At 70.8% G+C, this 20,237-nt stretch carries 20 protein-coding genes; 1 reads left to right on the plus strand and 19 read right to left on the minus strand.

The features are described 5' to 3' along the window. Nucleotides 1-162: 162 nt before the first annotated feature. The 12 genes from coaBC to pyrR form a co-directional block, all read right to left on the minus strand. Nucleotides 163-1,365 carry a bifunctional phosphopantothenoylcysteine decarboxylase/phosphopantothenate--cysteine ligase CoaBC gene (gene coaBC / locus ACZ470_RS29695; protein WP_468432161.1) on the minus strand — a complete coding sequence of 401 codons (1,203 nt, stop codon included), beginning with the start codon at nucleotides 1,363-1,365 and terminating at the stop codon, nucleotides 163-165. 121 nt (nucleotides 1,366-1,486) lie between these two features. Beyond that, complete coding sequence (gene rpoZ / locus ACZ470_RS29700) at nucleotides 1,487-1,759, minus strand: DNA-directed RNA polymerase subunit omega (protein WP_004933985.1); 273 nt, start codon at nucleotides 1,757-1,759, stop codon at nucleotides 1,487-1,489. A 62-nt stretch (nucleotides 1,760-1,821) separates the two neighbouring features. Further along, nucleotides 1,822-2,379 carry a guanylate kinase gene (gmk, locus tag ACZ470_RS29705; protein WP_468432162.1) on the minus strand — a complete coding sequence of 186 codons (558 nt, stop codon included), beginning with the start codon at nucleotides 2,377-2,379 and terminating at the stop codon, nucleotides 1,822-1,824. A 37-nt stretch (nucleotides 2,380-2,416) separates the two neighbouring features. After that, entirely contained in the window at nucleotides 2,417-2,740 is a 324-nt protein-coding gene (locus ACZ470_RS29710) for an integration host factor (RefSeq protein ID WP_003977346.1), read from the minus strand. Between the two features lie 256 nt (nucleotides 2,741-2,996). After that, nucleotides 2,997-3,842, minus strand: coding sequence for an orotidine-5'-phosphate decarboxylase (pyrF, locus tag ACZ470_RS29715; RefSeq protein WP_468432164.1), 846 nt, complete (start codon nucleotides 3,840-3,842; stop codon nucleotides 2,997-2,999). After that, nucleotides 3,839-4,945: a quinone-dependent dihydroorotate dehydrogenase gene (locus ACZ470_RS29720; protein WP_468432166.1), complete on the minus strand. Its 1,107-nt coding sequence runs from the start codon at nucleotides 4,943-4,945 to the stop codon at nucleotides 3,839-3,841. Before ACZ470_RS29720 ends, pyrF begins: the two co-directional genes overlap by 4 nt. 51 nt (nucleotides 4,946-4,996) lie before the next feature. After that, complete coding sequence (gene carB, locus ACZ470_RS29725; RefSeq protein WP_468432168.1) at nucleotides 4,997-8,305, minus strand: carbamoyl-phosphate synthase large subunit; 3,309 nt, start codon at nucleotides 8,303-8,305, stop codon at nucleotides 4,997-4,999. Beyond that, entirely contained in the window at nucleotides 8,298-9,455 is a 1,158-nt protein-coding gene (gene carA / locus ACZ470_RS29730; RefSeq protein WP_468432169.1) for a glutamine-hydrolyzing carbamoyl-phosphate synthase small subunit, read from the minus strand. Before carA ends, carB begins: the two co-directional genes overlap by 8 nt. Next, the gene (locus ACZ470_RS29735) at nucleotides 9,452-10,012 is read right to left on the minus strand and encodes a PH-like domain-containing protein (protein WP_468432170.1); all 561 of its coding nucleotides are present in this window, start codon (nucleotides 10,010-10,012) and stop codon (nucleotides 9,452-9,454) included. The genes carA and ACZ470_RS29735 overlap by 4 nt, the downstream gene beginning before the upstream one ends. Further along, nucleotides 10,009-11,295: a dihydroorotase gene (locus tag ACZ470_RS29740; RefSeq protein WP_468432171.1), complete on the minus strand. Its 1,287-nt coding sequence runs from the start codon at nucleotides 11,293-11,295 to the stop codon at nucleotides 10,009-10,011. Before ACZ470_RS29740 ends, ACZ470_RS29735 begins: the two co-directional genes overlap by 4 nt. Nucleotides 11,296-11,300: 5 nt before the next feature. Further along, entirely contained in the window at nucleotides 11,301-12,281 is a 981-nt protein-coding gene (locus ACZ470_RS29745; RefSeq protein WP_468432173.1) for an aspartate carbamoyltransferase catalytic subunit, read from the minus strand. A 103-nt stretch (nucleotides 12,282-12,384) separates the two neighbouring features. Next, nucleotides 12,385-12,960: a bifunctional pyr operon transcriptional regulator/uracil phosphoribosyltransferase PyrR gene (gene pyrR / locus ACZ470_RS29750; protein ID WP_468432174.1), complete on the minus strand. Its 576-nt coding sequence runs from the start codon at nucleotides 12,958-12,960 to the stop codon at nucleotides 12,385-12,387. A 264-nt stretch (nucleotides 12,961-13,224) separates the two neighbouring features. On the opposite strand from pyrR, the gene bldD reads away from it, so the two are divergent. Further along, nucleotides 13,225-13,728 (plus strand): transcriptional regulator BldD, encoded by a 504-nt coding sequence (bldD, locus tag ACZ470_RS29755; RefSeq protein ID WP_018570201.1) that lies wholly within the window; start codon nucleotides 13,225-13,227, stop codon nucleotides 13,726-13,728. Nucleotides 13,729-13,952: 224 nt separating this feature from the next. On the opposite strand, the gene nusB is transcribed toward bldD, so the two are convergent. The 7 genes from nusB to aroC form a co-directional block, all read right to left on the minus strand. Continuing rightward, on the minus strand, nucleotides 13,953-14,384 hold the full coding sequence (gene nusB / locus ACZ470_RS29760) for a transcription antitermination factor NusB (RefSeq protein ID WP_468432176.1): 432 nt from the start codon (nucleotides 14,382-14,384) through the stop codon (nucleotides 13,953-13,955). A 2-nt stretch (nucleotides 14,385-14,386) separates the two neighbouring features. Next, nucleotides 14,387-14,953, minus strand: a complete 567-nt coding sequence (gene efp, locus ACZ470_RS29765; RefSeq protein ID WP_468432177.1) for an elongation factor P — start codon at nucleotides 14,951-14,953, stop codon at nucleotides 14,387-14,389. Nucleotides 14,954-15,023: 70 nt separating this feature from the next. Next, nucleotides 15,024-16,130 (minus strand): aminopeptidase P family protein, encoded by a 1,107-nt coding sequence (locus ACZ470_RS29770; protein ID WP_468432179.1) that lies wholly within the window; start codon nucleotides 16,128-16,130, stop codon nucleotides 15,024-15,026. Between the two features lie 255 nt (nucleotides 16,131-16,385). Next, nucleotides 16,386-17,240 (minus strand): Pro-rich N-terminal domain-containing protein, encoded by an 855-nt coding sequence (locus ACZ470_RS29775; protein WP_468432181.1) that lies wholly within the window; start codon nucleotides 17,238-17,240, stop codon nucleotides 16,386-16,388. 158 nt (nucleotides 17,241-17,398) lie between these two features. After that, nucleotides 17,399-18,493 (minus strand): 3-dehydroquinate synthase, encoded by a 1,095-nt coding sequence (aroB, locus tag ACZ470_RS29780; RefSeq protein ID WP_468432183.1) that lies wholly within the window; start codon nucleotides 18,491-18,493, stop codon nucleotides 17,399-17,401. Then, nucleotides 18,490-19,005 carry a shikimate kinase gene (locus ACZ470_RS29785; RefSeq protein WP_468432185.1) on the minus strand — a complete coding sequence of 172 codons (516 nt, stop codon included), beginning with the start codon at nucleotides 19,003-19,005 and terminating at the stop codon, nucleotides 18,490-18,492. Before ACZ470_RS29785 ends, aroB begins: the two co-directional genes overlap by 4 nt. Continuing rightward, nucleotides 19,002-20,186, minus strand: coding sequence for a chorismate synthase (gene aroC / locus ACZ470_RS29790; protein WP_468432186.1), 1,185 nt, complete (start codon nucleotides 20,184-20,186; stop codon nucleotides 19,002-19,004). The genes ACZ470_RS29785 and aroC overlap by 4 nt, the downstream gene beginning before the upstream one ends. Nucleotides 20,187-20,237: the final 51 nt, after the last annotated feature.

The following is a 20,237-nucleotide window of genomic DNA, read 5'->3' on the forward strand; positions in this document are numbered from 1 at the left end:
GAACAGTTTATCGGTCGTGCTTCGCCACCGGTCCCCCCGTCTCGTCTCGCGAGAGCGCTGTGACCTGCGGCACGGGCATTCTGCCCATGCCGAGCGGCGTTGGCCAGTGGCGCCACGCCCCGAGGGGCGAGCTTTCGGGGAACTGGTGGACGAATGAATCACTCATCCAAGTCGTTCGGCCACCAGGTCCCACACGGTTTCGGCCAGGGCTTCCTTGGGGCCGTGCGCCACGGGGGTCTCGCTGCCGTCGGCCCCCAGCACCACGGCCTCGTTCTCCTCGGAGCCGAAGGTCCTGCTCTCCCCCACCTCGTTCACCACCAGCAGATCGCAGCCCTTGCGCTTCAGTTTGGCGCGGCCGTTGGCGAGCACGTCGTCGGTCTCCGCGGCGAAGCCCACGACCACCTGTCCGGCGCGTGCCCGAGTGCCGGAGATCTCGGCGAGGATGTCCGGATTCCGCACCAGGGTGATGGGCTCGGGCTCCTGGTCGTCCTTCTTCTTGATCTTCCCGGCCGCGTAGACGGCAGGGCGGAAGTCCGCGACGGCCGCGGCCATGACCACCGCGTCGGCGTCCCGGGCCGCTCCGAGCACCGCCTCGCGCAGTTCGACGGCGGTCCCGACGCGCACGACGTCCACGCCCGCCGGGTCGGGCAGGGCGGTGTTGGCCGCGATCAGCGTGACGCGGGCGCCCCGGGCGGCGGCGGTGCGGGCGAGGGCGTAGCCCTGCTTGCCGGAGGAACGGTTGCCGAGGAAGCGGACGGGGTCGAGGGGCTCGCGGGTGCCTCCGGCGCTGACGACGACGTGTCGGTCTTTGAGGTCGGGTTCGGTGACACCGCGGGCCAGCACCCGGCGGCAGACCTCGAAGATCTCGCCCGGGTCGGGCAGCCGGCCCTTGCCGGTGTCGACGCCGGTGAGCCGGCCGACGGCCGGTTCGACGACCACGGCGCCGCGCGCCCGCAGTGTCGCCACGTTGTCCTGGGTGGCCGGGTGCTCCCACATCTCGGTGTGCATGGCGGGGGCGAAGACCACCGGGCAGCGGGCGGTGAGGAGGGTGTTGGTGAGGAGGTCGTCGGCCAGGCCGTGGGCCGCCTTGGCCAGCATGTCCGCGGTGGCGGGGGCGACGACCACCAGGTCGGCGTCCTGTCCGATGCGGACGTGCGGCACCTCGTGGACGTCGTCCCAGACCTCGGTGGAGACCGGGTTGCCGGAGAGGGCGGACCAGGTGGCGGCGCCGACGAAGTGCAGCGCGGAGGCGGTGGGGACGACCCGGACGTCGTGTCCCGACTCCGTCAGCCGCCTGAGCAGCTCACAGGCCTTGTACGCGGCGATGCCACCACTGACCCCCAGAACGACCTTGGGCTTGTCCACCGTCTCTCCCCGGACCTCGGAAACGTGCAACCACCCCCATGAGACACCACAGGCCCGGCAGACGTACTGCCGGGCCTGTGGAAAAGTCAGCTGCAATCAGCTGATACGACTTACCGACCGATTACTGACCGGGGCCCTCGACGGCCTCGGAGGTCAGCAGTCCCGCGTTGATCTCGCGCAGGGCGATCGAGAGCGGCTTCTCGTGGACGTGGGTGTCGACGAGGGGACCGACGTACTCGAGCAGGCCCTCGCCGAGCTGCGAGTAGTACGCGTTGATCTGGCGGGCCCGCTTGGCCGCGTAGATCACGAGGCTGTACTTCGAGTCCGTGGCCTCGAGGAGCTCGTCGATCGGCGGGTTGATGATGCCCTCGGGCGCGGAGATGGAAGAGGACACGCTCTACCTTCCGATGGATGGGAAAGATTCAGTCGGTGCGACCGGTGAACGACTGCTCACGATCACACGACGTTCATCAAGGCTAGCAGCTCGCGGGCCACGTCCTCGACGGAGGTGTTGACCAGGGTGGTGTCGAACTCGGGCTCGGCGGCCAGTTCGGTCTTCGCGGCCCCCAGTCGTCGTTCGATGACCTCGGGCGACTCCGTGCCCCGGCCCGTGAGCCTGCGCACGAGCTCCTCCCAGGAGGGAGGAGCCAGGAACACCAGCTGCGCCTCGGCCATGGAATCGCGGACCTGCCGCGCGCCCTGGAGGTCGATCTCCAGGAGCACGGGCACACCCGCCTCCAGGTGCTCCAGCACCGCCGCGCGCGGCGTGCCGTAGCGGTTGCCGGCGAACTCGGCCCACTCCAGCAGCTCGCCGTTGGCGATCAGCTTGTCCATCTCCTCGTCGGTGACGAAGAAGTAGTGGACTCCGTGCTGCTCCCCCGGGCGGGGCTTGCGGGTCGTCGCCGACACCGAGAGCCAGACCTCGGGGTGTTCCTTGCGCATATGGGCGACGACCGTGCTCTTGCCGACCCCGGAGGGGCCGGAGAGCACGGTCAGCCGCGGACGTTCAGTCATGCAGCGATTATTCCAGCAATCCCGGAGTGCCCGGGACTCAGGAGCCAGTGCTGCCGAACTCGCGCTCCAGGGAGGCGATCTGGTTGGAACCGAGACCGCGCACGCGGCGGCTCTCGGAGATGCCCAGTCGCTCCATGATCTGCTTGGCGCGGACCTTGCCCACGCCCGGCAGGGACTCGAGCAGGGCGGAGACCTTCATCTTGCCGATGACGTCGTTCTCCTGGCCCTGCTTGATGACCTCGTGAAGGGAGGCGCCGGAGTGCTTGAGTCGATTCTTGACCTCGGCCCGCTCCCGGCGAGCCGCGGCGGCCTTTTCGAGCGCGGCTGCGCGCTGTTCAGGGGTAAGGGGCGGAAGAGCCACGCCTACGTCACCTCGGATGTCGAACTGTCGGATACGGACCGGTGAGGAACCTAGTCGCCCCACACCTGGGGAGCCACGAGCAACACGCTTGCCCGTTTACTCTCCGTCGGAGACTAGCGGCCAACTCCGCCGGAGTCAGCGAGAACAGCGGAAAAGTCCTGGTCAGCCTTTGCCAGGCCGGACATTGAGGACATACTGCCCCGGATTTGAGGATGTATCCAGAGTCCGGCGACCTCGGAATCCGTCGTCGGACGGTTCAGGCCGGCGTCACCGCGGCCCGGATCTCCTCCGCGAACCGCTCCGCGGCGTCACGCAGAGCGACCGCGTGGGGACCGTGGCGCAACACTCCCCGGCTGACGTTCGGCACGACATTGCGCACCGCGCCTCCGAACACCGCCGGAAGGTCGGCCGGCGTGGCTCCCTGCGCGCCGATGCCGGGCGCGAGGATCGGCCCGCCCATGTCCAGGTCGTACGAGGAGAGGTCGCCGAGCGTCGCGCCGACCACCGCGCCGAAGGACCCGAGGGGCTCCTCGCCGGCGTTCTCGACGGCCAGGTGCCCGAGCATGGTCGCCCCGATGGTCCGCCCGTCGGCACGGATCGCGTGCTGCACCTCGCCGCCCTCCGGGTTCGAGGTGAGCGCCAGCACGAACAGCCCCGTGCCGGTCTCCCGCGCCAGTGCCACGGCCGGGCTCAGCGAGCCGTAGCCGAGGTACGGCGAGACGGTCAGCGCGTCCGAGAACAGGGGCGCGTCCTTGTGCAGGAAGGACTCGGCGTAGGCGGCCATGGTGGAGCCGATGTCGCCGCGCTTGGCGTCCATGACGACCAGAGCGCCCGCCGCCCGCGCCTCCTGGACCGTCTGCTCCAGGACGGCGACCCCGCGCGAGCCGAAGCGTTCGAAGAACGCGCTCTGCGGCTTGAGCACCGCGACCCGGTCGGCGACCGCCTCGACGACCGTGCGGCTGAACCGCTCCAGACCCGTCACGTCGTCGTTCAGGCCCCACTCGGCGAGCAGGGAGGCGTGCGGGTCGATGCCCACGCACAGCGGGCCCCGCTCGTCCATGGCACGGCGCAGCCGCGCGCCGAAGGGTTCCAGACCGGTCATGCCGTCGTCCTCACGTCGGCGCCCACCGCGTCGGCGAGCGTGGCGTACGGGCTGGTGCGCAGCCGCGCGGCGAGCCCCTTGTGCATGGCGCGACCCCAGAAGGGGCCTTCGTAGATGAACGCGCTGTACCCCTGGACCAGCGTGGCACCGGCCAGGATGCGCTGCCAGGCGTCCTCGGCGTTCTCGATGCCGCCGACGCCGACCAGGGTGATCCGGTCGCCGACGCGCGCGTAGAGGCGGCGCAGCACGTCGAGGGAGCGCGCCTTCAGGGGGGCGCCGGACAGTCCGCCGGTCTCCTGGACCGCGGCCGGGTCGGACGTGAGGCCGAGTCCCTCGCGGGCGATGGTCGTGTTGGTGGCGATGATGCCGTCCAGGCCGAGTTCCACGGCGAGGTCGGCGACCGCGTCGACGTCCTCGTCGGCGAGATCGGGAGCGATCTTCACCAGCAGCGGCACCCGGCGGGCGGGCACCGTACGGTCGGCGGCCTCGCGGACGGCCGCGAGGAGCGGACGCAGCGACTCCGTGGCCTGGAGATCGCGCAGGCCCGGGGTGTTCGGGGAGGAGACGTTGACCACCAGGTAGTCGGCGTACGGGGCCAGCCGCTCGGCGGACTTCACGTAGTCGGCGACGGCCTCGGCCTCCGGAACGACCTTGGTCTTGCCGATGTTGACGCCGACGACCGTCCTGAAGACGGGCGTGCGGGAGGCCAGGCGCGCCGCGACGGCGAGCGAACCCTCGTTGTTGAAGCCCATGCGGTTGATCAGGGCCCGGTCGGCGACCAGGCGGAACAGCCGCTTCTTGGGGTTGCCGGGCTGCGGCTCCCCCGTCACCGTGCCGACCTCGACGTGGTCGAAGCCGAGCATCGCCAGGCCGTCGATGCCGACGGCGTTCTTGTCGAAGCCGGCGGCGAGGCCGAAGGGGCTGTGCAGGCGCAGCCCGAGGGCCTCGGTGCGCAGCTCCTTGTGGCGGGGGGCGAGCACGGCGGCGACGAAGGTGCGCAGCACGGGGACGCGGGCGACGAGACGGATCCAGCGGAAGGCGAGGTGGTGGGCCTGCTCCGGGTCCATCCGCCGGAAGAGCAGAGTGAAGAGAATCTTGTACATGGTGTCCTCATGAAGAGGGGGACACCGTTTCCGGTGTCCCCCTGGGGGCTGCTAGTCGCGGGCCGCGGTCAGATGTTCCGCGTGTTCCTGGAGCGAGCGGACGCCTACGTCCCCGCGGTTGAGCGCGTCGATGCCCTGGACGGCGGCGGCGAGCGCCTGGACCGTCGTCAGGCACGGGACGGACCGCGCCACGGCCGCCGTACGGATGTCGTAGCCGTCGAGGCGGCCGCCGGTGCCGTACGGGGTGTTGACGATGAGGTCGACCTCGCCGTCGTGGATGAGCTGGACGATGGTCTTCTCGCCGTTGGGGCCGGTGCCCTCGGACTGCTTGCGCACCACGGTGGCGTTGATGCCGTTGCGCTTGAGGACCTCGGCGGTGCCGGAGGTGGCCATCAGCTCGAAGCCGTGGGCGACCAGCTCCCGCGCGGGGAAGATCATCGAACGCTTGTCGCGGTTGGCGACCGAGATGAAGGCGCGTCCCTTGGTGGGCAGCGGGCCGTAGGCGCCGGACTGCGACTTGGCGTACGCGGTGCCGAAGACGGAGTCGATGCCCATGACCTCGCCGGTGGAGCGCATCTCCGGGCCGAGGACGGTGTCGACGCCCCGGCCGTGGATGTCGCGGAAGCGGGACCACGGCATCACGGCCTCCTTGACGGAGATCGGCGCGTCCAGCGGCAGCTCGCCGCCGTCGCCCTTGGCCGGGAGCAGGCCCTCCGCGCGCAGCTCGGCGATGGTGGCGCCCAGCGAGATCCGCGCGGCGGCCTTGGCCAGCGGCACCGCGGTCGCCTTCGAGGTGAAGGGGACCGTGCGCGAGGCGCGCGGGTTGGCCTCCAGGACGTAGAGGATGTCCCCGGCCAGCGCGAACTGGATGTTGATCAGGCCGCGCACGCCGACGCCCTTGGCGATGCCCTCGGTGGAGGCGCGCAGCCGCTTGATGTCGAAGCCGCCGAGCGTGATCGGGGGCAGGGCGCACGCCGAGTCGCCGGAGTGGATGCCGGCCTCCTCGATGTGCTCCATGACGCCGCCGAGGTACAGCTCCTCGCCGTCGTACAGGGCGTCGACGTCGATCTCGATCGCGTCGTCCAGGAAGCGGTCGACCAGGACCGGCCGGGAGGGGCTGATCTCGGTCGACTCGGCGATGTACGACTCCAGCCGGGTCTCGTCGTAGACGATCTCCATGCCGCGTCCGCCGAGCACGTAGGACGGCCGGACGAGGACCGGGTAGCCGATCTCGTCGGCGATGGCCTTGGCCTCGGCGAAGGTGGTGGCGGTGCCGTGCTTGGGGGCCGGCAGGCCGGCCTCCTTGAGGACCTGGCCGAAGGCGCCGCGGTCCTCGGCGGCGTGGATGGCCTCCGGGGAGGTGCCGACGATCGGCACGCCGTTGTCCTTCAGCGCCTGCGACAGCCCGAGCGGGGTCTGGCCGCCGAGCTGGACGACGACGCCCGCGACCGGTCCTGCCTGCTGCTCGGCGTGGACGATCTCCAGGACGTCCTCCAGGGTGAGCGGCTCGAAGTAGAGCCGGTCGGAGGTGTCGTAGTCGGTGGAGACGGTCTCCGGGTTGCAGTTGACCATGACGGTCTCGTAGCCGGCGGCGCTGAGCGCGAAGGAGGCGTGGACGCAGGAGTAGTCGAACTCGATGCCCTGGCCGATGCGGTTCGGGCCGGAGCCCAGGATGATCACCGCGGGCTTCTCGCGCGGCGCGACCTCGGTCTCCTCGTCGTAGGAGGAGTAGAAGTACGGCGTCTTCGCGGCGAACTCGGCGGCGCAGGTGTCGACGGTCTTGTAGACCGGGCGGATGCCCAGCGCGTGCCGCACCTCGCGGACGACGTCCTCGCGCAGGCCGCGGATCTCACCGATCTGCTGGTCGGAGAAGCCGTGCCGCTTGGCCTCGGCGAGCAGCTCGCGGGTCAGCTCGGGGGCCTCGGCGAGCTCGTCGGCGGTCTCCTTGATGAGGAAGAGCTGGTCGACGAACCAGGGGTCGATCTTCGTGTACTCGAAGACCTCCTCGGGCGTGGCGCCCGCGCGGATGGCCTGCATCACCGCGTTGATCCGGCCGTCCGTCGGGCGGACGGCCTCGCGCAGCAGCTCGGCCTTGTCGCCGGGCTCGCCGACGAAGGTGAACTGGCTGCCCTTCTTCTCCAGCGAGCGCAGTGCCTTCTGGAAGGCCTCGGTGAAGTTGCGGCCGATGGCCATGGCCTCGCCGACCGACTTCATGGTGGTGGTGAGGGTGGAGTCGGCGCTCGGGAACTTCTCGAAGGCGAACCGGGGGGCCTTCACGACCACGTAGTCGAGCGTCGGCTCGAAGGAGGCCGGGGTCTCCTGGGTGATGTCGTTCGGGATCTCGTCGAGGGTGTAGCCGACGGCGAGCTTGGCGGCGATCTTGGCGATCGGGAAACCGGTCGCCTTGGAGGCGAGCGCGGAGGAACGCGAGACGCGCGGGTTCATCTCGATGACGATGACTCGGCCGTCCTCGGGGTTCACCGCGAACTGGATGTTGCAGCCGCCCGTGTCGACGCCGACCTCACGGATCACGGCGATGCCGATGTCGCGCAGGATCTGGTACTCGCGGTCCGTGAGCGTCATCGCCGGGGCGACGGTGATGGAGTCGCCGGTGTGGACGCCCATGGGGTCGAAGTTCTCGATGGAGCAGACGACGACCACGTTGTCGTGCTTGTCGCGCATCAGCTCCAGCTCGTACTCCTTCCAGCCGAGGATGGACTCCTCCAGGAGCACCTCGGTGGTCGGGGAGAGCGTGAGGCCCTGGCCGGCGATGCGGCGCAGCTCCTCCTCGTCGTGCGCGAAGCCGGAGCCGGCGCCGCCCATGGTGAAGGAGGGGCGCACGACGACCGGGTAGCCGCCGAGCTCCTCGACGCCCTTGAGGACGTCGTCCATGGAGTGGCAGATGTAGGACCTGGCGGACTCGCCGTGGCCGATCTTGGCGCGGACGGCCTCCACGACCTCCTTGAACTGGTCGCGGTCCTCGCCCTTGTGGATCGCCTCGACGTTGGCGCCGATCAGCTCGACGCCGTACTTGTCGAGCACGCCGTTGTCGTGCAGCGAGATCGCGGTGTTGAGGGCCGTCTGGCCGCCCAGGGTGGGCAGCAGCGCGTCGGGCCGCTCCTTGGCGATGATCTTCTCGACGAACTCGGGGGTGATCGGCTCGACGTAGGTGGCGTCGGCGATCTCCGGGTCGGTCATGATCGTCGCCGGGTTGGAGTTCACCAGGACGACGCGCAGGCCCTCGGCCTTGAGGACGCGGCACGCCTGGGTGCCGGAGTAGTCGAACTCGGCGGCCTGGCCGATGACGATCGGGCCGGAGCCGATGACCAGGACGGACTGGATATCGGTGCGCTTAGGCACGCTGGCCCTCCATCAGGACTGTGCTCATCAAAGACGTGAAGCGGTCGAACAGGTAGGCGGCGTCGTGCGGGCCCGCTGCCGCTTCGGGGTGGTACTGGACGCTGAAGGCCGGGCGGTCGAGCAGCCGGAGGCCCTCCACCACGTTGTCGTTCAGGCAGACGTGGGACACCTCGGCGCGGCCGAACGGGGTGTCGGAGACCTTGTCCAGCGGGGCGTCGACGGCGAAGCCGTGGTTGTGCGCGGTGACCTCGACCTTGCCGGTCGTGCGGTCCTGCACCGGCTGGTTGATGCCCCGGTGGCCGTACTTGAGCTTGTACGTGCCGAAGCCGAGGGCGCGGCCCAGGATCTGGTTGCCGAAGCAGATGCCGAACAGCGGGGTGCCGCGCTCCAGGACCGCCTGCATCAGGGCGACCGGGTGGTCGGCGGTGGCGGGGTCGCCGGGGCCGTTGGAGAAGAACACACCGTCCGGGTCGACGGCGTAGACGTCCTCGACGGTCGCGGTCGCGGGCAGGACGTGCACCTCGATGCCGCGCTCGGCCATGCGCTGCGGGGTCATGCCCTTGATGCCGAGGTCGACGGCGGCGACGGTGAACTTCTTCTCGCCGATCGCGGGGACGACGTACGGCTCGGTGGTGGCGACCTCGGCGGAGAGGTCGGCGCCCTTCATCTGGGGCGCCTCCTGGACGCGGGCGAGCAGCGCGGCGTCGTCGCGGACGGCGTCGCCGCTGAAGATGCCGACGCGCATGGCGCCGCGCTCGCGCAGGTGACGGGTGAGCGCGCGGGTGTCGATGCCGCTGATGCCGACGACGCCATGCGCGGCGAGCTCGTCGTCCAGCGAGCGCCGCGAGCGCCAGTTGGACGGCGTGCGCGCGGGGTCGCGCACGACGTAGCCGGAGACCCAGATCCGCTTCGACTCGGCGTCCTCGTCGTTGACACCGGTGTTGCCGACGTGCGGGGCGGTCATCACCACGACCTGGCGGTGGTACGACGGGTCGGTGAGGGTCTCCTGGTAGCCGGTCATGCCGGTGGAGAAAACCGCTTCGCCGAAGGTCTCCCCCACCGCCCCGTAGGCACGGCCGCGGAAGACCCGGCCGTCCTCCAGGACGAGTACGGCGGGAACCTTGCCGGTTCCCCTGGTGGAGGTTGTCATCGTGCGCCTTCCGTCTTGTTGATCATGTGGTTCAGGGTCTCGACCCACTCGTTGTGCTCCGCCGCGTGGTCGGAGCGGAAGCCGGAGTCGATCAGCCGCTCGCCGTGCGCCCAGGTGACGACGAGCAGGCCGCCCTCGGTGAGGACCTTGCCGGCGATGCCCTTGTCGAGCCGGGCCTCGCGCAGCGCGGCGGCCGGGACGAAGAAGTCGTTCGCGCCGGGGCGCACGACGTCGAGTCCCGCGTCGGTCAGCGTGAGCTCGGCCCGGCTGCGGGTGCCCAGGCCGTGCGCCACGATGCGGTCGAGCCACTGACCGGCGGTGGTGGAGCCGTGGTAGCGGCCGCTCATGCTCAGTTTCACCGGGCCGGGGTCGTCCGGCGCGCCGGGCAGCTCGGGCAGGTCGCCCTGGAGGGTGCCGCGCCACTTCCAGCCCTCGCGCATCAGCCAGTAGACGAGCGCGACGAAGAGGGCGAGTCCGACGACCCAGCCGATCCGGGCGGCCCAGTCGGTCACTTCCGCCGATTCCTTCTCGGCGGCCAGCAGGAGTACAGGTGTCACGTGAGCTTCCCGTCGACGAGCGTGGCCTTGCCCCGGAGCCACGTGTGAGTGACACGGCCCGGCAGCTCACGGCCCTCGTACGGGGTGTTGCGGCTGCGCGAGGCGAAGCCCGCGGGGTCCACAGGGCCACGGTATGCCGTGTCGACGAGGGTGAGGTTGGCGGGCTCACCTGCCGAGACGGGACGTCCGTGGCCCTCGGCCTGTCCGATGCGCGCGGGCTTGAAGGACATGCGGTCGGCGACGCCGGCCCAGTCCAGCAGGCCCGTGTCGACCATGGTCTCCTGGACCACCGACAGCGCGGTCTCCAGGCCGACCATGCCCATGGCGGCGGCCGCCCACTCGCAGTCCTTGTCCTCGTGCGGGTGCGGGGCGTGGTCGGTGGCGACGATGTCGATCGTGCCGTCGGCGAGCGCCTCGCGCAGCGCCAGCACGTCGCGCTCGGTGCGCAGCGGCGGGTTGACCTTGTAGACCGGGTTGTACGTCCGGACCAGCTCGTCGGTGAGGAGCAGGTGGTGCGGTGTGACCTCGGCGGTGACCCGGATGCCGCGGGACTTGGCCCAGCGGACGATCTCGACGCTTCCGGCGGTCGACAGGTGGCAGATGTGGACGCGGGAGCCGACGTGCTCGGCGAGCAGCACGTCCCGGGCGATGATCGACTCCTCGGCGACGGCCGGCCAGCCCCCGAGGCCGAGCTCGGCGGAGACGACGCCCTCGTTCATCTCGGCGCCCTCGGTCAGCCGGGGTTCCTGCGCGTGCTGGGCGACGACCCCGTCGAAGGCCTTCACGTACTCCAGGGCGCGGCGCATGATCACTGCGTCGTGGACGCACTTGCCGTCGTCGGAGAAGACGGTGACGCCGGCGGCGGACTCGTGCATGGCGCCCAGCTCGGCGAGCTTCTGCCCCTCCAGGCCGACGGTGACGGCGCCGATGGGCCGTACGTCGCAGTAGCCGTGCTCCTTGCCGAGCCGCCAGACCTGCTCGACGACGCCGGCGGTGTCGGCGACCGGGAAGGTGTTGGCCATGGCGAACACGGCGGTGTAGCCGCCGCTGGCCGCCGCGCGGGTGCCGGTCAGCACGGTCTCGGAGTCCTCACGGCCGGGCTCGCGGAGGTGGGTGTGCAGGTCCACCAGGCCCGGCAGGAGCACCTTGCCCTCGGCCTCGACGACCTCGGCGCCCTCCGCGGAGAGCCCGGTGCCGACCTGGATGATCGTTTCACCGTCGATCAGGACGTCCTGCGGCTCGCCGCCGAGGACCTTCGCACCACGGATCAGGGTCTTGCTCATGGTTCCTACTTCTCCTCGGTGGTACGGGCGTGGGTGACGGCGGGTTCGTTGCCGCCCAGCAGCAGGTACAGGACGGCCATCCGGATGGAGACGCCGTTGGCGACCTGTTCGATCACGGTGCAGCGGTCGGAGTCCGCGACCTCGGCGGTGATCTCCATGCCGCGGACCATCGGGCCGGGGTGCATCACGATGGCGTGCTCGGGCATCCGCGCCATGCGGTCGCCGTCGAGGCCGTAGCGGCGCGAGTACTCCCGCTCGGTGGGGAAGAACGCGGCGTTCATCCGCTCGCGCTGGACGCGCAGCATCATCACCGCGTCGGACTTGGTCAGCGTCGAGTCGAGGTCGTACGACACCTCGCAGGGCCAGGTCTCGATGCCGACCGGCAGCAGGGTCGGCGGGGCGACCAGCGTGACCTCGGCGCCGAGGGTGTGCAGCAGGTCGACGTTGGAGCGGGCGACCCGGCTGTGCAGGACGTCGCCGACGATCGTGATGCGGCGTCCCGACAGGTCCTGCCCGAGTCCCGCGTCCCGGCCGACCAGCCGGCGCCGCATGGTGAAGGCGTCGAGGAGGGCCTGGGTGGGGTGCTGGTGGGTGCCGTCGCCCGCGTTGATGACGTGGGCGTCGATCCAGCCGGAGGTGGCCAGGCGGTACGGGGCCCCGGAGGCGCCGTGCCGGATGACCACGGCGTCGACCCCCATGGCCTCCAGGGTCTGGGCGGTGTCCTTGAGGGACTCGCCCTTGGAGACGCTGGAGCCCTTGGCGGAGAAGTTGATGACGTCCGCGGAGAGCCGCTTCTCCGCGGCCTCGAACGAGATGCGGGTGCGGGTGGAGTCCTCGAAGAAGAGGTTGACGACGGTGCGGCCGCGCAGGGTGGGCAGTTTCTTGATCGGCCGGTCGGCGACCCGGGCCATCTCCTCGGCGGTGTCGAGGATCAGGACGGCGTCGTCGCGGGTGAGGTCGGCGGCCGAGATGAGATGACGCTGCATCTGTCAGGCTCCGTAAGGCAGTTCAATGAGGCGAAATCGGGCAGACGGGTACGCGCGTGGGCGCGCCGAGCCGGCGCACGCCGTCGACGTGCGCTCCGACGTGCTACTGGGGGGTCTGCTTGGCGCCGAGCAGCACGGTGTCGCGACCGTCCTCCTCGGCGAGCAGGACCTTGACCGTCTCCCGCAGCGACGTGGGGAGGTTCTTGCCGACGTAGTCGGCGCGGATGGGCAGTTCGCGGTGTCCGCGGTCGACGAGGACGGCGAGCTGCACCGCGCGGGGGCGCCCGATGTCGTTCAGCGCGTCGAGGGCGGCGCGGATGGTGCGGCCGGAGAAGAGCACGTCGTCGACGAGGACGACCAGCTTGCCGTCGATGCCGTCACCGGGGATCTCGGTGCGGGCCAGCGCACGCGGTGGGTGCATGCGCAGGTCGTCGCGGTACATGGTGATGTCCAGCGAGCCGACCGGAACCTTGCGCTCGGTGATCTGCTCGAGCTTGGCGGCGAGCCGCTGGGCGAGGAAGACGCCTCGCGTGGGGATGCCGAGGAGCACCACGTCGTCGGCGCCCTTGGCGCGTTCGACGATCTCGTGGGCGATGCGGGTCAGCACCCGCGCGATGTCGGGGCCTTCGAGAACGGGCCGCGCATCGGACTGCGTGTCCTGCGTTTCCTGCTTGTCCATACGAAACGGACCTCCTTCTCCGCCTCACGGGACGGACCTTAAAGGACGTCGGATTGCGTCACTGAGGTTATCAGGTCGGGATTCGTACGGAGCGACACCCCCGATCACTCCAATGGCGTAGCCGATCTTCGCTACCACGGAAGAGTCGGTGTGGACCATTCGGCTTGACGCACGAGAGTAACGCTGCGTAACCTCACAGTGAGTTACCAGCCGCGCGGCATGGAAATCAGCCAGAGCCGCGTCGACACAGTGCCGGGGAGCTATATGTCCAGCGAATACGCCAAACAGCTCGGGGCCAAGCTCCGGGCGATCCGCACCCAGCAGGGCCTTTCCCTCCACGGTGTCGAGGAGAAGTCCCAGGGCCGCTGGAAGGCGGTCGTGGTCGGTTCGTACGAGCGCGGCGACCGCGCCGTGACCGTGCAGCGCCTCGCGGAGCTGGCTGACTTCTACGGTGTCCCGGTTCAGGAGCTGCTGCCGGGTACGACCCCGGGCGGCGCCGCCGAGCCGCCGCCGAAGCTGGTCCTGGACCTGGAGCGGCTGGCCACGGTGCCGGCCGAGAAGGCGGGCCCGCTCCAGCGCTACGCGGCGACGATCCAGTCGCAGCGCGGTGACTACAACGGCAAGGTGCTCTCGATCCGCCAGGACGACCTGCGCACCCTCGCCGTCATCTACGACCAGTCGCCGTCGGTCCTCACCGAGCAGCTGATCAGCTGGGGCGTCCTCGACGCGGACGCGCGCCGCGCGGTGGCCTCGCACGAGGAGGCGTAACCGCGCCGCGGTCACGCAGAAACGTACCGCCGGGGTGGCCGGAACCTCATGGGTTCGGGCCACCCCGGCGGCTTTTTCAGGCGGGGAGCGGCGTTTCACGCGGTGCAGGGCAACGCCGTCAGGGGCGCGGGGCTGTATCGACATGCGGCTCCGCCGCGTGGGCGCGATCAGCCACGGCCGACGCACAGCCGCCGCACCGCTGCACCCCTACGGCGCGCAGGCGCTCACGACTCGCGGCGAAGCGACGGCTTCAGCTCCTTGAGCCGGCCGAGCAGCCCGTTCACGAACGAGGGCGACTCGTCCGTCGAGAACTCCTTCGCCAGCTGCACCATCTCGTCGAGGACAACGGCGTCCGGCGTCTCGTCGACCCAGATCAGCTCGTACGCGCCGAGACGCAGGATACTGCGGTCGACGACCGGCATCCGGTCGAGCGTCCAGCCGACCGAGTACTGGGCGATCAGCTCGTCGATGCGCTTCGCGTGCTCCGCGTAGCCCTCGACGAGCTGCATCGTGTACTCGCTCACCGGCGGCTGCCGGGTGTCGGACCGGGAGTGCCGGATCCAGTCGGCGAGGACGGTCAGGACCTCGGCGCCGCGCTGGTCGCCCTCGAAGATGATCTGGAAGGCGCGTTTGCGGGCCGTGTTGCGGGCAGCCACGGTTAGCTGTTCACCCGGCCGAGGTAGTCGCTCGAACGGGTGTCGACCTTGATCTTCTCACCGGTGGTGATGAAGAGCGGGACCTGGATCTGGTGGCCGGTCTCCAGCGTGGCGGGCTTGGTGCCGCCGGTGGAGCGGTCGCCCTGGACGCCCGGCTCCGTCTCCTGGATGGTCAGCTCGACGGCGGCGGGCAGCTCGACGAAGAGGACCTCGCCCTCGTGCTGCGCGACGGTCGCCTCGAAGCCCTCGATGAGGAAGTTGGCGGCGTCCCCGACCGTCTTGCGGTCGATGTGGAGCTGGTCGTAGGTCTCCATGTCCATGAAGACGAAGTAGTCGCCGTCCATGTAGGAGAACTGCATGTCGCGCTTGTCGACGGTGGCCGTTTCGACCTTGACGCCGGCGTTGAAGGTCTTGTCGACGACCTTGCCGGAGAGCACGTTCTTGAGCTTGGTGCGCACGAAGGCCGGGCCCTTGCCGGGCTTGACGTGCTGGAACTCGACGACGGACCAGAGCTGGCCGCCTTCGAGCTTGAGCACCATGCCGTTCTTGAGGTCGTTCGTGGAAGCCACGGTTGCGGAATCTCCTGGACTGGACTGACGTGGACGACGGCCGGGGCGGCGGCAGGCGCACAGCGCGGGGCTAGAGCGCGAGCAGCTCCTTGGTCGTGATGGTGAGTAGCTCGGGTCCGCCGTCCGCCTCGGGGCGCACGACGAGCGTGTCATCGATCCGGACACCGCCCCGGCCCGGGAGGTGGACCCCCGGTTCGACGGTGACCGGCACGCAAGCGTCCAGTTTACCCATGGCCGCGGGGGTCAATTGAGGGTCCTCGTCGATTTCGAGTCCGACACCGTGACCGGTGAGTACGGGGAGGGCCTCGGCGTACCCGGCGGAGTCCAGCACCTGACGGGCGGCCCGGTCCACATCGCGGCAGGCGGCGCCGGGGACGAGGGACTCGCGTCCGGCGCGCTGGGCGGAGAAGACGAGGTCGTACAGCTCGATCTGCCAGTCCGCGGGGGCCGTGCCGATGACGAAGGTGCGGCCGATCTCGCAGCGGTAGCCGCGGTAGGTGGCGCCCAGGCAGACGGAGAGGAAGTCGCCCTCCTCGACGCGGCGGTCCGTGGGGCGGTGACCGGGGCGGCCGGCGTTGGGGCCGGTGGCGACGGAGGTGGGGAAGGCGGGGCCGTCGGCGCCATGGTCGACGAGGCGGCGTTCGAGTTCCAGGGCGAGGTGGCGTTCCGTGCGGCCGACGAGGATGGACTCCAGGAGTTCGCCGAGGGCCTGGTCGGCGATCTCAGCGCCGATGCGGAGGCACGAGATCTCCTCCTCGTCCTTGACGATCCGGAGCTGTTCGACCGCGCAGCCGATGCCGGCGAGGCGCAGCCGGGGGGCGACGGAGCGGATCTCGCGGTGCCGGGTCACGGTGAGGTGGTGCTCCTCGACGGCGAGGGAGTCCACGCCCTGGGCAACGGCGAGGTCGGCGGCCGCGACGGCGGCGTCGCCGCCGACGCCGGGGACGACGTGGAGGCGGAGCGCTTCGTCGGGGTGGCTCTGCGGCGAGCGGTCGTCGGGCGGGCCGGCGCAGACGAGCAGGTCCTCGGTCCTGCCCAGGAGGAGGACGGCGCCCTCGGGGGCCGCGCCTGCGAGGTAGCGCACGTTGGCGGGCCGGGTCACCAGCGCCGCCGCGCTGCCACCCGCGTTGCAGCAATCCCGTAGCCGCGTCCGGCGGACCGCGTAGACCTCTGACATGATTCGAGCGTAGGAGCGGTGGCGGGATGTCGCCGGTCGAGCGGGGCCGAGTGGGGGTCGGCGGACAGTCGTGCCACCGCAGCTGCGGGCAGTCGTGCCTCCCCCAGTGCCTTAAGGGCCTGGGAGGTGCCCCCAGGGCGATGGGGGGTACCTCCCGCTCGAGCGAAGCCGAGAGTGGAGGAGGGTGGGCGCAGCGGCACCCCGACAGCGGGGCGAGCGGAAACCCAGTCCCGGGGCGTTACGTGGAGTCGGCCACTACCACTGCGGCGGGCTGGCTATCGAGCGAGCCAGGACGTCGTCCAGGATGCGCGCCGTTTCCGGTATGTCCAGCTGGGAGTTGTCGATGATCGGCAGACCCGACCCGTACCAGCCGGCCATACGGCCGTGAATACGGGCCACCTCCTCATCGCTGAGACGCCGATTGCCTGAACGCTCCGCGTTGCGCTCCAGGACGATGTCCAGTCCGGGGAGAAGGACGACCGGCAGCAGACCGGGACCCACGTGCCGCTTCCAGCCGCCGAGGCCGACGACCGGACGGTCGGGGAAGACCGCGTCGTCGAGGATGCAGGAGATGCCGTTGGCGAGGAAGTTCCGCGCGGCGAAGCCGCAGGTGCGGCGGGCCAGGCGGTACTGCGCCTCGGAGTTGTCGTTCCACCCCGACTGCGGGTCGGCGAAGCCCGAGCGGACCCACTCGCGCACGTCGTCGAGGCTGATGTGGGCGGTCGGCACCCGGCGGTGGTCCGCCCAGTACTTCGCCACGCTCGTCTTGCCCGCGCCCGCCGGCCCGATGAGCAGCACGGCGATGATCGTCCCGGCCGGATCCGGCGCGGCCGGGGCCTGTGGTGGGCTCGGCATGGCGACGGGGCCGCCGGGCGGCAGCGGCACATGGCCCGTGGTGTCGGGCGGCGGAGGGACCGGGCCCTGCGGCACCGCCGTGGGCTGCGGGGGCGCCGCGAAGCCCGGTGTCAGGGGCGGCGTGGGCACGGGGCCCTGGTGCGCTCCCGCTCCGGGCGGCGGGCCAGGGTGGTGTGCGGCCGGCGACCAGCCCACGGCCGGTCCCTGCCCCTGATGGTGGGGCGGCGGCAGCGGAGAACCCACTGCGTGCTGCATCCGGTGCCACTCCGTCTCGTTCAGGCGATGGGCGCTGACCTGCGGGCGCCTGCCCGCTCTCCCGCACAGCCTAAAGGGCGCGGGGCGATCCCCTACCGAACGGTACCGCCCCCGGCTGTCGTTCGGTGAACGGGCGGGGGCGGTCCGAAGTGCCCGCGTTACTCTCCCACTTCGCCGTACGCGGCGAGCAGTACCGCCGGGTCCGGCCCTTCCAGCACCGTGGGCTTGGCGAGTCCGTCGAGGACGATGAAGCGCAGCAGGTCACCCCGGGACTTCTTGTCGACCTTCATGGTCTCCAGCAGCTTGGGCCACTGGTCGTGACGGTAGTGCAGGGGGAGCCCGACGGACTCCAGGACCGTACGGTGGCGGTCCGCCGTGGCGTCGTCCAGGCGGCCCGCGAGGCGGCCCAGTTCGGCGGCGAAGTGCATGCCGACCGACACCGCCGCGCCGTGGCGCCACTTGTAGCGCTCGTTCTTCTCGATGGCGTGGCCGAGGGTGTGTCCGTAGTTCAGGATCTCGCGGAGGCCCGATTCCTTGAGGTCGGACGAGACCACGTCGGCCTTGACCCGGATCGAACGCTCGATCAGTTCCGCGGTGTGCGGGCCGGCCGGGGTGCGGGCTGACTCGGGGTCGGACTCGATGAGGTCCAGGATCACCGGGTCGGCGATGAAGCCGGCCTTGATGACCTCGGCGAGGCCCGAGACGTAGTCGTTGACCGGGAGGGAGTCCAGGGCGGCGAGGTCGCACAGGACGCCGGCGGGCGGGTGGAAGGCGCCCACCAGGTTCTTGCCCTCGGCGGTGTTGATGCCGGTCTTTCCGCCCACGGCCGCGTCCACCATGGCGAGGACGGTGGTCGGGACGGCGATCCAGCGGACCCCGCGCAGCCAGGTCGCGGCCACGAAGCCGGCCAGGTCGGTGGTGGCTCCGCCGCCGACTCCGACGATGACGTCGGTGCGGGTGAAACCGGACTGGCCCAGCGCCTTCCAGCAGTAGGCGGCGACCTCGGCGGTCTTGGCCTCCTCCGCGTTGGGCACCTGGACGGCGATCACCTCGTAGCCCTGCTCGGCCAGGTCCGCGCGGAGCGCGTCGCCGGTCTCGGCGAGCGCCTCGGGGTGCACGACGGCGACCCGCTTGGCCTTCTCACCGATCAACCCGCCGAGCTCGCCAAGGAGCTGACGGCCCACCAGGACGTCGTAGGGCTCGGTGCCCGCCGTGCCCGCGATGTGGATCCGGGTCACTGCCTCGCTGCTCATGCTTCCTTCAACTCCAGTGCGTCCAGGGCGGCCTCGGTGACCTCTTCGGGCGTACGGCCGTCGGTGGCCACCACGGCCGTGGCTGCCTCCTCGTACAGGTGCCGGCGGGCCTCCATCAGCTCGCGCCACTGCTTGCGCGGGTTGACCGCGAGGAGCGGGCGGGCGGCGTTGAGGCCGGTGCGCTTGACCGCCTCGTCGACGTCCATCGAGAGGTACACGACCCGCTGCCCCGCGAGCAGGGCGCGTGTCTCCGCGTCGAGGACGGCGCCGCCTCCCAGGGCCAGGACGCCCTCGTGCTCGGCGAGCGCCGTGCGCACCATGCGCTTCTCGATGGCGCGGAAGGCGGGCTCGCCCTCGTCGACGAAGATGTCGGCGATGGTCCTGCCCTCGGCGGTGACGATGTCGTCGTCGGTGTCGCGGTAGGCGACGCCCAGCCGCTCGGCCAGCAGCCGCCCCACGGTGGACTTGCCCACGCCCATCGGGCCGATCAGCACGATGACCGGTGCGCTCATCGGACGGCCAGGTTCTCGAGGTACGACGTCACGTTGCGGCGGGTCTCGGTGACGCTGTCGCCGCCGAACTTCTCCGCGACCGCGTCCGCGAGGACCAGGGCGACCATCGCCTCGGCGACGATGCCGGCGGCCGGCACGGCGCACACGTCGGAGCGCTGGTGGTGGGCGGCGGCCTCCTCGCCGGTGGCGACGTCCACGGTCCTCAGGGCCCGCGGCACCGTCGCGATCGGCTTCATCGCCGCCCGTACGCGCAGCAGCTCACCGGTGGTCAGTCCGCCCTCGGTGCCGCCGGAACGGCCCGAGGCGCGCTTGATGCCGTCGGGGGTGGCGAGGATCTCGTCGTGCGCCTTCGAGCCGGGGACGCGGGCGAGGTCGAAGCCGTCGCCGACCTCCACGCCCTTGATCGCCTGGATGCCCATGAGGGCGGCGGCCAGGCGGGCGTCCAGACGGCGGTCCCAGTGGACGTGGGAGCCGAGGCCGACCGGGACGCCGTACGCCAGCACCTCGACCACTCCGCCGAGGGTGTCGCCGTCCTTGTGGGCCTGGTCGATCTCCGCGACCATCGCCTTCGAGGCGTCCGCGTCCAGGCAGCGCACCGGGTCGGCGTCGAGCCGCTCCACGTCGGCCGGGGTCGGGTACACGCCGTACGGAGCCTTGGCCGCGGCCAGCTCGACGACGTGGCTGACGATCTCGATGCCTGCCGTCTCCTTGAGGTACGACCGTGCCACCGCGCCCAGCGCCACACGGGCGGCGGTCTCGCGGGCGGAGGCACGCTCCAGGATCGGCCGGGCCTCGTCGAAGCCGTACTTCTGCATGCCGGCCAGGTCGGCGTGACCGGGGCGGGGGCGGGTCAGCGGGGCGTTGCGCGCCAGGCCGGCCAGCACCTCGGGGTCGACCGGGTCGGCCGCCATGACCTGCTCCCACTTCGGCCACTCGGTGTTGCCCACCATGACCGCGACCGGGGAGCCGAGGGTCAGACCGTGCCGGACGCCGCCGAGGAAGGTGACCTCGTCGCGCTCGAACTTCATCCGGGCACCGCGTCCATAGCCGAGCCGCCGCCGCGCGAGGTGGTCCGCCACCATGTCCGTGGTGATCGGCACGCCGGCGGGAAGGCCCTCCAGCGTCGCGACGAGTGCGGGACCGTGGGACTCCCCCGCGGTCAGCCAGCGCAACCTGCTCAACGGTGCTCCTCAGTGCTCGCGCCCCGGTACTGCCCTGCGTACGCGTGTCCT

The organism is Streptomyces sp. NPDC031111, assembly GCF_055570675.1.